At 65.4% G+C, this 11,935-nt stretch carries 15 protein-coding genes; 4 read left to right on the top strand and 11 right to left on the bottom strand.

Translation table 11 applies throughout. The features are described from left to right. Nucleotides 1–162: 162 nt before the first annotated feature. Complete coding sequence (locus E8A74_RS25875) at nucleotides 163–1,020, top strand: hypothetical protein (protein ID WP_136931746.1); 858 nt, start codon at nucleotides 163–165, stop codon at nucleotides 1,018–1,020. A gap of 129 nt (nucleotides 1,021–1,149) precedes the next feature. On the opposite strand, the gene E8A74_RS25880 is transcribed toward E8A74_RS25875, so the two are convergent. The 4 genes from E8A74_RS25880 to E8A74_RS55610 all read right to left on the bottom strand — a co-directional run bounded on the left by E8A74_RS25880 (nucleotide 1,150) and on the right by E8A74_RS55610 (nucleotide 4,307). Next, the gene (locus E8A74_RS25880) at nucleotides 1,150–1,560 is read right to left on the bottom strand and encodes a YccF domain-containing protein (protein WP_232379744.1); all 411 of its coding nucleotides are present in this window, start codon (nucleotides 1,558–1,560) and stop codon (nucleotides 1,150–1,152) included. A gap of 43 nt (nucleotides 1,561–1,603) precedes the next feature. Beyond that, nucleotides 1,604–2,395, bottom strand: coding sequence for an ABC transporter substrate-binding protein (locus E8A74_RS25885; RefSeq protein ID WP_170229368.1), 792 nt, complete (start codon nucleotides 2,393–2,395; stop codon nucleotides 1,604–1,606). Between the two features lie 184 nt (nucleotides 2,396–2,579). Then, complete coding sequence (locus E8A74_RS25890; RefSeq protein WP_232379745.1) at nucleotides 2,580–3,506, bottom strand: SMP-30/gluconolactonase/LRE family protein; 927 nt, start codon at nucleotides 3,504–3,506, stop codon at nucleotides 2,580–2,582. A 669-nt stretch (nucleotides 3,507–4,175) separates the two neighbouring features. Further along, nucleotides 4,176–4,307, bottom strand: a complete 132-nt coding sequence (locus E8A74_RS55610; protein ID WP_269749892.1) for a hypothetical protein — start codon at nucleotides 4,305–4,307, stop codon at nucleotides 4,176–4,178. 10 nt (nucleotides 4,308–4,317) lie between these two features. Between E8A74_RS55610 and E8A74_RS25895 the strand changes: the two genes are divergently transcribed. The 3 genes from E8A74_RS25895 to E8A74_RS25905 all read left to right on the top strand — a co-directional run bounded on the left by E8A74_RS25895 (nucleotide 4,318) and on the right by E8A74_RS25905 (nucleotide 6,981). Beyond that, complete coding sequence (locus E8A74_RS25895; protein ID WP_136931748.1) at nucleotides 4,318–4,944, top strand: HNH endonuclease family protein; 627 nt, start codon at nucleotides 4,318–4,320, stop codon at nucleotides 4,942–4,944. Between the two features lie 410 nt (nucleotides 4,945–5,354). Next, nucleotides 5,355–6,266, top strand: coding sequence for a TIR domain-containing protein (locus E8A74_RS25900; RefSeq protein WP_136931749.1), 912 nt, complete (start codon nucleotides 5,355–5,357; stop codon nucleotides 6,264–6,266). A gap of 13 nt (nucleotides 6,267–6,279) precedes the next feature. Then, the gene (locus E8A74_RS25905; RefSeq protein WP_136931750.1) at nucleotides 6,280–6,981 is read left to right on the top strand and encodes an adenylate/guanylate cyclase domain-containing protein; all 702 of its coding nucleotides are present in this window, start codon (nucleotides 6,280–6,282) and stop codon (nucleotides 6,979–6,981) included. Nucleotides 6,982–7,053: 72 nt separating this feature from the next. On the opposite strand, the gene E8A74_RS25910 is transcribed toward E8A74_RS25905, so the two are convergent. From E8A74_RS25910 to recA, 7 genes are all read right to left on the bottom strand, one after another. Continuing rightward, complete coding sequence (locus E8A74_RS25910; protein ID WP_136931751.1) at nucleotides 7,054–7,986, bottom strand: hypothetical protein; 933 nt, start codon at nucleotides 7,984–7,986, stop codon at nucleotides 7,054–7,056. Nucleotides 7,987–8,126: 140 nt separating this feature from the next. Then, the gene (gene dndB / locus E8A74_RS25915; RefSeq protein ID WP_136931752.1) at nucleotides 8,127–9,386 is read right to left on the bottom strand and encodes a DNA sulfur modification protein DndB; all 1,260 of its coding nucleotides are present in this window, start codon (nucleotides 9,384–9,386) and stop codon (nucleotides 8,127–8,129) included. Beyond that, complete coding sequence (locus E8A74_RS25920; protein ID WP_136931753.1) at nucleotides 9,386–9,676, bottom strand: hypothetical protein; 291 nt, start codon at nucleotides 9,674–9,676, stop codon at nucleotides 9,386–9,388. The genes dndB and E8A74_RS25920 overlap by 1 nt, the downstream gene beginning before the upstream one ends. After that, entirely contained in the window at nucleotides 9,677–10,096 is a 420-nt protein-coding gene (locus E8A74_RS25925; RefSeq protein ID WP_136931754.1) for a hypothetical protein, read from the bottom strand. After that, a complete protein-coding gene (locus tag E8A74_RS25930) occupies nucleotides 10,077–10,574 on the bottom strand; it encodes a DUF6884 domain-containing protein (RefSeq protein ID WP_136931755.1) in 498 nt (165 codons plus the stop codon). Before E8A74_RS25930 ends, E8A74_RS25925 begins: the two co-directional genes overlap by 20 nt. 73 nt (nucleotides 10,575–10,647) lie before the next feature. Then, the gene (locus tag E8A74_RS25935; RefSeq protein WP_136931756.1) at nucleotides 10,648–10,902 is read right to left on the bottom strand and encodes a hypothetical protein; all 255 of its coding nucleotides are present in this window, start codon (nucleotides 10,900–10,902) and stop codon (nucleotides 10,648–10,650) included. Between the two features lie 3 nt (nucleotides 10,903–10,905). Next, entirely contained in the window at nucleotides 10,906–11,901 is a 996-nt protein-coding gene (recA, locus tag E8A74_RS25940) for a recombinase RecA (RefSeq protein WP_136931757.1), read from the bottom strand. Between the last annotated feature and the right edge of the window lie 34 nt (nucleotides 11,902–11,935).

Raw genomic sequence — 11,935 nt, forward strand, 5'->3', positions numbered from 1 at the left:
GCGTCGAATTTTATTCGCCTCGCGACCCTCGCGCGCCGAGTCCCATTGCGTCGCGCGGCTCAGCGCACGCGTCATCCCCACGGAGGAAGCAGCTTGACGGGCCGCAGCAGGAGGAACGAGCGCGCGACACGATCTTGGGGCTACGGTGTGGCGAGGTCCAAGGTGGGCACGACGCAAGAACAGAGCTTCCCGCGGCTGTACGTCCTGCGGGCCGCGGCCTCGTCGCGCGCTGTCGTCTTCGTCAAGCACCGCCAGAAGCGCTGGTCGCTCCACCTCTGGGACCTCGACACCCAGCGCGTCGAGCTCGGGGCCGTGTTTTCAAGGACGCTCTACCCGCGCCGCTGCGACCTCTCGCCCGATGGGCGGTATCTGCTCTACTTCGCCATGAAAGCGCCTGGCAGCCCCAACTGGCCCTCCCAGTTCAGCGGCCTGTCACGGGCACCGTGGCTCGCGTGTCTGCTCGCGTGGCGTGAGTCCGGCACCTGGACACGCGGCATGCACTTCTCCTCGCCCGCCGCCGGCCGCCTGGAGCTCCCCGACCGCGCGTACCTGCACCACGGCACCGAGCTGGCGGATCGCTGCCCGTGGAACATTGAGAAGACCACGGCCGTCCAGCTCGCGTCCGAGCGGCGGATCGGCTTCGTCGAGGCCCAGGGCTCGCCAACGCCGGCTCCGGAAGATGTCTCGGATGAGCACCGCCGCGCCATCCTGTGCAAGCGCCGCCCTGGCGGCGGACGCGAAGAACTGCTCGTCACGCTGAGCCCCTTCGATGAGGGCGAGGCGCTGATCGAGGGGCATCGAAACCTCTACAGCATGGTGCGCAAGGACGGCCGCGAGGTCGCGCTGCCAGCCTACTGCTGGCTCGACTGGCTCGATCGGGAGCACGTGTACGGCGCCACTATCGAGGGGAGGATCGTCATCTGCGCCCTGCGCGACGGCGAGCTCGTCGAAACGTGGTCTCGAGCGTTCGAGCGGATACCCGCGAGGCGCCCGGCGCCGGCATGGGCGCGGAGCTTCTGACAGCCGCCCAAATCGAGCTTGCAAGCGACCCTGCACGTCACCTCGAACTTCTGGACAGAGTGCCCAGAAGTCGCCCCTGGTGCATCCCGCTGCCCCAGGCGACGCCCAGATGGCCACGGCGTCGACCCGTCAGACGATCTCCTTGCCGAAGGGCCAGAGTGCCAGGACGGCCAGCTTCACGTGGGCCACGGCGAAGGGGATGCCGATGATGGTCACCGCGCAGACGAGCGCCGAGCCGAGGTGCGCGACCGCGATGCCCCACCCAAACAAGAACAGCCACAACAGGTTGAAGCACGCGCCCAGGCAGCCCGATCCGAGGCTGTTCTGCCGGTCGACGACGCGGCGATTGAAGGGGAGCAGCGCGTAGAGCCCCACGCGCCAGATCGCCACCGCGAAGGGGAAGCCCACGATGGTGAGCGCCAGGACGGCCCCTGCGATCAGGTAGCCGAGGAAGAGCACGAGCCCGCCCCCCAGCACGACCCAGAGCACGTTGCCCAGGGTCCCCATCGCCGTGCGCTCGGTCGGTCGTGCGTCGCTCATGGGATCATCCTGTCTCGCTTTTCGCCGTGGGACCGGCCCCTCGTCACCGCGCCTCCGGCGTGAAGAGCGGCTCGCCGCTGGCCTTTACGCCGAAGGCTCCGATGATCGCACGCCCTTCAGGCGAGAGCAGGAAGTCCGCGAGAGCGCGCGCCCCTTCCGCGTTGACCTGCGCGCCAGCCTTCGGCTCGATCACGGCGTATGTATTCCGCAGCGCCTCGTCCCCCTGGAACACGATTGCCAGTTTCAAATCCTTCTGCTTAGCCAGGAAGGTCGACCGATCACAGAGCGTGAAAGCGCCCTCGTCCGACGCCCGCTCGAGCGTCTCGCCCATGCCGGCGTTCGCCTGCATGATGAAGGAGCTGCTCGCCGCGATCCCAGCTGCCTTCCAGAGCGCGAGCTCGCGCTGGTGCGTGCCCGAGTCGTCCCCGCGGGACACGAACTTCAGGCCAGAAGACGCGATCCGGCTCAGCGCCTCGCGCACGTTTCCAGCACCCGCCACGACGCTGATCTGATTGGCAGGCCCAACGATCACGAACTCGTTGTGCATGAACGGAGTCCGGCGTCCGATGTCGCCAGCGGCGAGCGCGGCCTGCTCCTCGGTGGGCGCGTGCGTGATGGCCACGTCCGCCGCGCCGTCCCGTAGTGCGCGGAGCGCCTTGCCAGATCCAAGCGCGCTCACCTCGACGCGGTAGCCCGTCTTCGCCTCGAACGCGGGCAAGAGCTCATCGAGCAGGCCCGCATCTTTGAGGCTCGTCGTGGTGGCGAGTCGCAGCACCCGCCCACCTGCCGGCTGCTTGCCGCAGGAGAGCCCCACGAGCGCGAACAAGAGAACCATCCAGAGCAACCCGACAGATCGGCGTGACAGCGCGTGCATGACGCCCAAACCCTACCACCACCGCCGGTACGCTCGGCTCCGACAAGACCACTCACCCGCGGACGAGCATGAGGGCACGGGACAAGATCAGAAGGCCGAGCACAACCAGGACGAACGGCAGCGCCAGGCGACCCCAGCGCTGGCTTCAGTCGACCAGGAGAATCCGCAAGAGGTGCGTGATGCCGTCGGCCTCGTTGCGGTCGTGATCGGCGACGAACAAGCGCTTGTTCTTGCCGTCATAGGCGACGCCGCGGACGTCCTGGAAGCCGCCCGAGCGTTCCTTGACCTCGCCGCTCCCCAGGACCTGCCGCACGCTGCCGGCCTTGCCTCCGGTGAAGAACGAGCCCTCCGGCCCCGCGCACAGCAGATCCGGCTCGGGCACCTTGGCGACGACAAATTGCTTGTCCGGAGAAGCGATGGGCATGCGCAAGACGGTGCCCGCGACCTGATCGCTGACGACGAGCTCGCCCCCGAGCGCGAGCACCCCGACGGGCTTCTTCAAGCCGCCGACGACCTCGGCCTCAGTCCCGGCCAGGTCGATCCGCGCGATGCCGCCGCTCTTCACGCCGTCCTTCGAGAAGAAGAACGCTTCGTACAGCGCCCCGTCGCTCGTGGCCGCGAGACCGATGCGACGGCGGAGAGGATCGAGGTTCGGCACCGTGCCGCTCGTACCGTCGGGGTTCGCGTAGACGACGTCTCCCGCCTTGCCGTGGCCGAAGCGCGGCACCACGAGCTTGCCATCCGGGAGCTTCACCACCTGGCCGAGGCCCCCGCCCTCGGGCGGCGCCGGGGGCAACTCCGCGACGGTCGAGAACCCGGCCGCGTCGGTCCACTTCAAGATGCGGTTGTTCTTCGCGTCGGCGATGTAGAGGGCCGCCGCGGTCTCGTCCCACCAGAGGCCGTTCGGGTCGCCGTCGACCGGGATGCTGGTAGGCCCACGACGAACTCCAGTGTCCCCCTGCGAGGCGATGCCTGGATCAGCCGTGGCGATGGCGGTCTGAGTACCGCCGCACGCCATGAACGAGAGGGTGCCGCAGAGGGAGAGTGCGAGACGAACTGCGACGCGCAGCATGCGCGGAGCATAGGCGAAGCCGTGGAACCGGCCCACGTTGTTCTGCCGATCGCGGGAGGCGTTCGATGTCGATCAGCTCGGCGAGCAAGGAGTCGTCGTAGTTGCCGACGTCGTTCTCGATGAACTCGCCGATCACGGCCGCTGTTTGCCCGTTTTCACCGACAGGTGCCGGCAAGCGGACATCGAGTTCATGGTGAAGCGCATGAACAAATCTCCGAGCCGAGGAGATGTACTCCCGGCGGTGGTCCCTGGGGGTGTGTCTGCGGGTGCTTGCGCAGCGTCAGGGAGGGGGTGGTGACGACCTCTTTTTGCAGTTGGGACTCGGTGTTGAGTACCGATATCTGATCGGACTGTTCCTAGCTAACTCCATGATCAGACATATATTTTATCTACTCAACACAGACTCCTAACCACAAAATTAAGCGCCCATCCCCCGCACCTTCGACTCAGCCGATCACAACCCTGAGGACTGGGACCGGGTCGCCGCCTGGACCTCCAGGCATGGGTTGAAGCGGTTGTAGTTCAAGGACCAGATGTTGTTCCTGGCAGCCGTTGAACTTCAACGAGGCGTCAAGAACGACGACCGTCTCCTGCTCACCCTGCGCTGCTAGCGCCGCTGTCCAAAGCTCAGCGAGAACGTCGACATGAAGAACAACGACAAGTCCCGCTTCAACCGGGAGGCTGGCGGTTGAACTTCCACGCGAAGAAGAACATCAGGTTCGAGTCGGACATGTAGTCGTTGAACTTGAACCACAACGTGACCGAGGGCAGACCGAGGCCAGCGGCCTTGTTCAACTGCACCGAGTAGAACGTGGACGAGAAGAAGAAGCCGAGCCGTACTCCTCAGCGAGCGACATCGAGTGACCCGGAGGAGCAAAAGCTCTCGTCCTTCGCGAAGTTTAGCGCCCTTGTTCGTCAGGGCAACGGCGACGAGTGCTGGTACTGGCTCGGCGCGGTGAACAACCGCGGGTACGGCGTCTTCCGCGTCGGCCGCCGCGTCGTCATGGCCCACCGCCACATGTTCGAGCTGGAGCACGAACGTCCTCCGTCTGGGATGGTCCTGCACACCTGCGGCAAGAAGACGTGCGTCAACCCCAGCCACCTCTACGAGGGCTCGAAGCCCAACCCGTTCAACTCGGACGCGGTGCTGCTCGAGGAGATCGAGCGCAAGGCGCTTCCCGCGGCTTCTTCATCGCGAGGGCGGCCGGGGATCAACAACCCGCGCGCTCGGCTCACCGAGGAGCAGGTGAAGAAGATCTGCGTGCTGCTCGATCAAGGTGTACCTCCGAGGATGATCGGGTTCAGCTTCGGCGTCGACGCGAAGTCGATCCGCAACATCGACGAGGGCAAGACCTGGAGTCACGTGCCCGAGGTGGCTCGTCGGGCGGAGGCCCCGAAGAAGAGACGGCGCGGAGGATGGCGTCGTCGAGCGCGTTGAGGCTCTGTCGAGGACCCTGCTCGGCACGCGGAGCAGCGGGCAGCTCGTTCCAACGATCGCGGCCTCCGTCATCCCGCCGTACGTTGGCGCCACGAGGCGCAGTTGTTCTGCCGACGCGATGGCGATGATCCTCGTCGATGTCGCCACGGCAGGGGACGTGCTCGCGGAACGGGGGCGCACTCCTGTTGTTCCGACGCCTTGCAGGAGATGGCGTTCAACGGATCGACGTCTGGGCGTCGCGCATCCCACCTCATGCTCCGTCCGAAGGGGTGGACGGAGCCGCGGTGCACCACAAGCGACGAAGAAAACGTCCCGCGTTGATCCCGCCTCGCCGTCTGGTTGCTATCCTCCGCTCCCACTGGCCGACGCGTCGGTGAGAACCACGCGCTCGGTCGCCGAAGGGCATCACGATGCTGAGCAGATTTACGGGGGAACAAGGTCGTCGCCGGCTCGAGGAGGCGCTACGCGAGCAGTCGGTGGTCGCGCACGATGCGCAGGTCGCCAGCGAGGTCGCCGGCTCCGTGACGCTCAAGAGGTACGAGCCGGGCGAAGCCGTGATCACCCAGGGGAACACGGACACCGACCTGTGTCTCATCCTAGCGGGAGTGGTGGGAGTCGAGATCAACGGCCGCGAGGTCGCCAGGCGTCGCGCCGGTCAGCACGTCGGGGAGATGGGCATGATCGACCCCTCCGTCAAACGCAGCGCGACGATCCGCGCGATCGAGGAGACCGTGGTCGCGTCGATCGACGAGCCGGCCTTCACTGCGATTGCCGACCGCCACCCCGTCGTGTGGCGCAGGCTCTCGGTCGATCTTGGCAAAAGGCTTCGGGAGCGCGGCGAGCTGGTCAAACCGTCGAACGAGAGACCTGTCGTCTTCATCGGCTCGACCGTCGAGCGGTTACCTGTCGCACGCGCTATCCAGGCCGCATGCCAACACGACCCGTGGACCACGCGGCTGTGGACCGATGGTGTCTTCGGTGCCGGCCAGACCCCTATCGAGTCGCTTGCCGCACAGCTCCATTCGCTGGACTTCGGACTTCTCGTCGTCACCGCGGATGACGTGGTGGAGTCGCGTGGATCCCGGAACCCGATGCCGCGCGACAACGTCGTTTTCGAGTTCGGGCTGCTCATGGGGGCCCTCGGGCGCGACCGCACGTTCATGGTCCGGCTGCGAGACGAGCGCGACATCAAGCTGCCCTCGGACCTCCTCGGGGTGAAGGCACTTGAGATTGTCCCGGGCTCGGAGGCCGATCTTCCATCGCGTGTGGCGCCAGCGGTCAATGAGTTGCGTTCGATCGTGTCCCGCCTGCGGTGCAGATGAGAAAGGAACCACAATGGCATTCACAGACGACCTCACGGCCGAGGTTATAAAAATCCTCAAAGAACAGTGGCAGACTCGCGACGGCAACAAAGTCCCCGATACGCCCGAACTCAAGCTGGCAAACGATGCCGTAAAACTCAACGGCACCGTTCTGTATGCCGACCTCGCGGATTCGACGGGGCTTGTCATGCTCCAGACACCCGGGTTTGTTGCAGAAGTCTACAAGTGCTATCTGAACTGCGCGTGTCGTATCATTCGCGAGAAAGGCGGTGAGATCACGGCCTTCGATGGTGACCGCGTGATGGCGGTATTCCTGGGCGACGGGATGGCTACGAGAGCTTGCCGTGCCGCGCTGGCGATCAACCACGCTGTCGTGAAAATCCTGAACCCGAAGGTTCGCGAGCAGTATCCCAAGCTGCCCGCCGACTTCGCCATAAAGCAGGCCGTGGGCATCGATATGAGCCCGCTGTTCGTTGCCCGAACTGGAATTCGCGGGGCGAACGATCTCGTGTGGGTAGGACGCGCTGCCAATATCGCCGCAAAGCTCTGCTCCCTACGAGAGGGGAACTATGCCACCTATATCACGAACGACGTTTACGCGGCAGCGGACAATAGCGTCAGGACGAGTTCAGACGGCAAGTCGATGTGGGAGTCGAATCCCCAATCCGTGCGTAACCTGACGGTGTATCGCTCCGGATGGCACTGGGGTCTGTAGCAAAATGGAGAGCTACCAGCATTAGGCACCCCGCGCACGTTGGCAAGGCGACCCCCGATGGCATCGGAGCCATCACGGATTCAACGGATCCTTGACCCACTCCCAGCTATAGCGGCGGTCGTCTGGTGTAAGTCGGTGCGTGCTGTTTACTGCGGTCTCGGGTGCGACCAGCCCAAGCGTTACCGCTAGCTGCAGTTCACGCCCCCTGAGAGGTTTCGGGTCCAACGCGAAGACACCATCCAAGCGTATCCGCGCGCCGGAGTTAACAATAAGGTGCGGCGTCTGAGGGTGGCTGATACCCTCGCCGAACTCATCGCGCAACCTGATATCTCGTGCATAGGTGTAGGGTCCGTCCAGATCTGCCCGGAGACCCAATGCGCACCGGTGCGTTGGTATTACGGCTTTGCCTGCGCCAACTGGCGCAACGTACATTGCTACGGTGACCTCGATGCGCGAAAGGTTGTCGTCGTTTATGCCGACCGTAAGAAAGTCGACTCCGGGCGCCATAATCATGGGTTCGAGAATGCGCAGCAGATCTTCACGACGGGCGGGGTTGGTGCTGTTGCCGCTGCGGTACGGAACCTCAAAGCGAGGGCAGTTGCACCCCTCCTGCGGGGGCACCTTGGTCACGTACGGAGCACGCCCGGTATCAAACTGGACCACGACGACAGAAGTGTTTTCATGCGGTACAACGAGAGTCTCCATCAAGTCGGGCGCGACTTCGCCATCGAAAAGCTTGCGGAGCGGTAGGTACCAGCCTGCCACGTCGCAAGTAGCTGCGCCACAGACGCTCCTGTTCCGTTCGTTTACACCGATGATCCAGATGATCGGTTCACCGCGGGCCGCATTCGCGTGGCCGGCCAGTTGGCGTGCGGTTCTGTAGGAATCCTCGGGTCTAGGCCATTCAGACTTTAATTCGACGTTCCTGTCCTCCATCTGGCGTTTAGCGATAACGCCGTCAATGATCCTGTGAACTCGTAACTCGAGTTTCGTGCGATTGGTCATCGTTCGCACGGTAGTTGTTAGCGGACGGGCAGGCAAGCGGGCGGGGCGTGAGGGCTCGGCTTCATCAAGCTTGCAGGGGCCTACACAGGGCTAAAAGTAGGCGGTGCAGCCCCCAGGCTGCACCGCGCCGTTGTTCTGGTTCAGGCCGCCGTCGCCGCGCCGTCGCCCTGCATGTTGTCCTCGTCGATCTGCGGCTCCTCGGAGACCAGCACGGACTCATGCCGCCGGTCCTCGATGAAGAGCTCCAGTCCGAGGTGCACCTTGATCAGGTTGGCCGTGAGGATGACGCTCGCGGCGTTCTTCGCGATCCTGCCGTTCACCAGAGCGCGCCCCTCCCAGCGCGGGCTCGCTCGGGACCAGTCCAGCGTCCCGAGGCCCGCCAGGACGCTCTTCCAGTCCTCCCGCCGCTCCCGCAGCAGCGCGTTGCCGGCCCGGCCGAGCGCTTCGAGCACGACCGCATGCGCGTGCACGCACCGATCCCGCAGCACCTGCGCCTTGATCTTGCCGAGGCCGACCTCGTGCCAGTCCGGCATCACGCGCGTCACCTCGTTCCAGAACTCGACGGCGATCTTCTTCGCGGCCTCGAAGCTCCCACTGAACCCCGCGAGCAGCGCCTTCGTCGCCGCGTGGATGCTCGCGAGCGCGAAGAGCTTGTTCGAGCCGCCCGAGACCGAGGTTTTCTCCCCGTCCGTGAGCTGCGCGAACAGCGGCACTTCCCGCACGACGGCCCGCGTGAGGTTCGCGAGCTCGTCGCGGTGATCGTACAGGAGCCCCAACGAGTTGTTCGGCCGGACCGCGAAGCGGTTCAAGTCCGCGAACCTCTGCTGCGCCTTCTCGAGCCCCGCGTCGACGAACAACGTCACGCAGATGCTCTCGTCCCCGAGCGATCCTCGCCGCTTCCTGACGTACTCCTGCGAGAGGGCCATCACGACGGCCGCCCGCCGGTGCTGCCCATCTAGGACCGCGACCGTCATGTCCCGCGGGATGTAGAGCGTGCCCATGTGGCTCTTCTCGTGCGCCGGCTCGAAGCGCGGCAGGCCGTCGATCGCGCCGACGAGGGCCGGCAGCGTGTAGTTCGTCGGGTTTTTCGTGATGTAGTCCGCGATCTTCGGGACACGGACCTTACTCAGCACCCGCTGCGCCCGGAGCTCGGGCGGCAGCTTGCCATCCACGGGAGCAAAGAGCTTCGCCACGTCCCGGAGATGCACCATGACCGAGTAGTATTCGCCGCCGGCCTGGACACCCCGGATGGCGGGGAAGGACCACTCGGACGCGATGTTCTGCTGCGGGGTCCTATGCGTCGCCAGCGCCTCCTTGGCCGCAGCCGTCTTCTCGGGCGCGTCTTTCTTGGAGTCGTCCCTCTTGAGGTCGTTCTTCTTGGTCTCGTTCTTCTTCCGCATCAAGTACCTCGAATAGGCTTCGCCTGCTCCAGCGCCGCGCGCTCGAGGGAGTCGAGCTCGACCGAGGCCATGGAGAGGAACCAGTAGGCGCGGCACGGGCTGCAAAGCCGGTCGGGATGGAAGAGCTGCAGGGGGCGCAACCGGCCCCTGAACCTCCGCGCCTTTTCTTTCTGGATGCACGACGACTGCTCCTCGCACTGGAACGCCTCGTGCCGGTTGAGCGTCTCGCAGAGCGTCCGCACTTGCCCTGCCGTTGCCGAAATCTTCTCGGCCTTCTCGCTCGGCGTCACTCAGACCTCCAGCAGCGGGAGGGCATGATCTGGGTATCGGTCATTCCACGACGCGATCTCGCAGTTCGCGACGCGCGTATCGCTGACAGGATCTGCCAGGCGAATGTGCACCGCGAACATGTGCTGCGGGTAGTCCTGGGCGCGCATCTCGCCGTGGCAGTGCGGGCAGATGAAGATCGGGCCGCTGCTCGGGACGGTGACGAACCCGTTCGACTCGCAGTACCCCTCCCAGTGCTTCTGGATGCTCTCCGGCGAGTATGTGGAAAAGCAGAGCTCGTGCTCGCCCCACTTCCCGCCGGTGAAGACGATCCAGAGCTCGCCGCGGTCCTCGCGCACCTCGGCCTGGAGATGCAGGCCATGTCCGTCCCGCACCATGCCCACGATGAGGCGCGTGGCAGCCTCACGCGCCTGCTCGTTCATCTTCCTCCTCTCTTCGCCTCCCGGTGCTCAGAGGCGTGTTGTTCTTGAGCCACTTCACCCGCGTGCCGCAGCCCCGGATACGGCGCAGCGGCTGCTCCGGAAGCGGCAGGTTGTGCCAGTGCGCGCCGTGCAGAAGAGCGTCCGCGTAGATCTCGCCAGCGACGATCACGAGCTGCGGCGGCGGGCGGAACGACGGCAAGATCTCCCCAACCGTCCGCACGCCCCAGCCCTCGCGCTCGCTCTTCCTGAACGTGCGCAGGTTCCGGTCATACGGGTGAAGCACGGTCTTCGGAGTGACGGCGCCGTAGAAGGCCGAGACGATGATCACCACGTCGCACGTCTTCTCGGCGTATGCGTAGGCGGCGCGAAAGAGCGCCGACGTGTAGAAGTCCTTGGCTGGCGCTGGCCTCTTGCTCTTCAGCGCGGCGCAGCCCACGAGGGCAACCCGCTTGGCCCCCGGCTGCTTGTCCGTGAACATGAACCCTCCGAGACGGCAGGGCGCACGTCAGAAGTCCTGCGAGTTGCCTCGGCGACTCCGACGACGCGCTGGTCTACTTCTTTTTGCTCCGCTGAGAACGCTTCGAGGCGATCTTGGCGACCGCCTCGGCGAGAGCGTCGTCAGCCGCCGCGAGGAGCTTCTTCACCTCACCGCGCGAGAGGCGGACACCGACAAACACCCTTCCAACCTCAGGGACATGCGGCAGAAGCTTCGCCACGTCGATCCCCAGGTGGGTCACGTTCGCGTAGACGCCCCCGTCGGACGTCACGGCGATCGGGACGTCGGAGAGCTCGTTCTTCCTGGGCACCGACTACTGCGCCGCCGTCCGCTGCGCGAGCGCGCTCTCGACCGCGCTCCGAAGCGCCACGCCCATCGGCCCCTTGATCGCCTCGCGCGCCTTCTCCCGGCCCTGGCCGAGCGTCTCCCCCCGAAAGGACAAGTAGGCCCCGCTCTTCTCGACGACACCTTGGGCGACGGCGAAGTCGAGGAGGTCACCCGAGATGTCGATCCCCGTCCCCCAGCGGATGTCGAACTCGGCCTCGCGGAACGGCGGCGCGCACTTGTTCTTCACGACCTTCACGCGCGTCTTCGACCCGACCACGTCGTCGCCGACCTTCAACGCTCCGATGCGACGGACATCGAGGCGCACGCTCGAGTAGAACTTGAGAGCGTTGCCTCCCGTCGTCGTCTCGGGGTTGCCGAACGTCACGCCGATCTTGTGCCGGAGCTGGTTGATGAAGATGAGCAGGGTCTCTGTGCGGTAGGCGGTGGCGGTGAGCTTGCGCATGGCCTGGCTCATGAGCCTCGCGTGCAGGCCCATGTGCGCGTCGCCCATGTCGCCCTCGAGCTCGGCCTTGGGCACGAGCGCCGCGACCGAGTCGATGATGACGAGGTCCACCGCGCCGGAGCGCGTGAGGGTCTCGGCGATCTCGAGGGCCTGCTCCCCGTTGTCCGGCTGGGAGATGAGGAGCCGATCGGTGTCCACGCCGATGTTGCGGGCGTAGCCCGGATCGAAGGCGTGCTCGGCGTCGATGAAGGCCGCGACGCCGCCCTGCTTCTGGGCCTCGTGGAGGGCGTGCAAGGTGAGCGTCGTCTTGCCTGAAGACTCGGGCCCGAAGATCTCGACGATCCTCCCCCGCGGGTAGCCGCCCACGCCGAGGGCCTGGTCGAGCGCGAGCGAGCCCGTGCGCAGGACGCGCACGCTGCGGTCGGAGTCGGCGCCTCCGAGCGTCATGATGGCCCCCTTTCCGTACTGCTTCTCGATGGTGGCGAGCGCGCCCTTGAGCGCGTTGCTGAGGTGCTGCATGGTCTTTGGTCCACAAAAGAAAGCGCGCACCCTC

The organism is Polyangium fumosum (genome assembly GCF_005144585.1).
Classification (GTDB): Bacteria; Myxococcota_A; Polyangia; order Polyangiales; family Polyangiaceae; genus Polyangium; species Polyangium fumosum.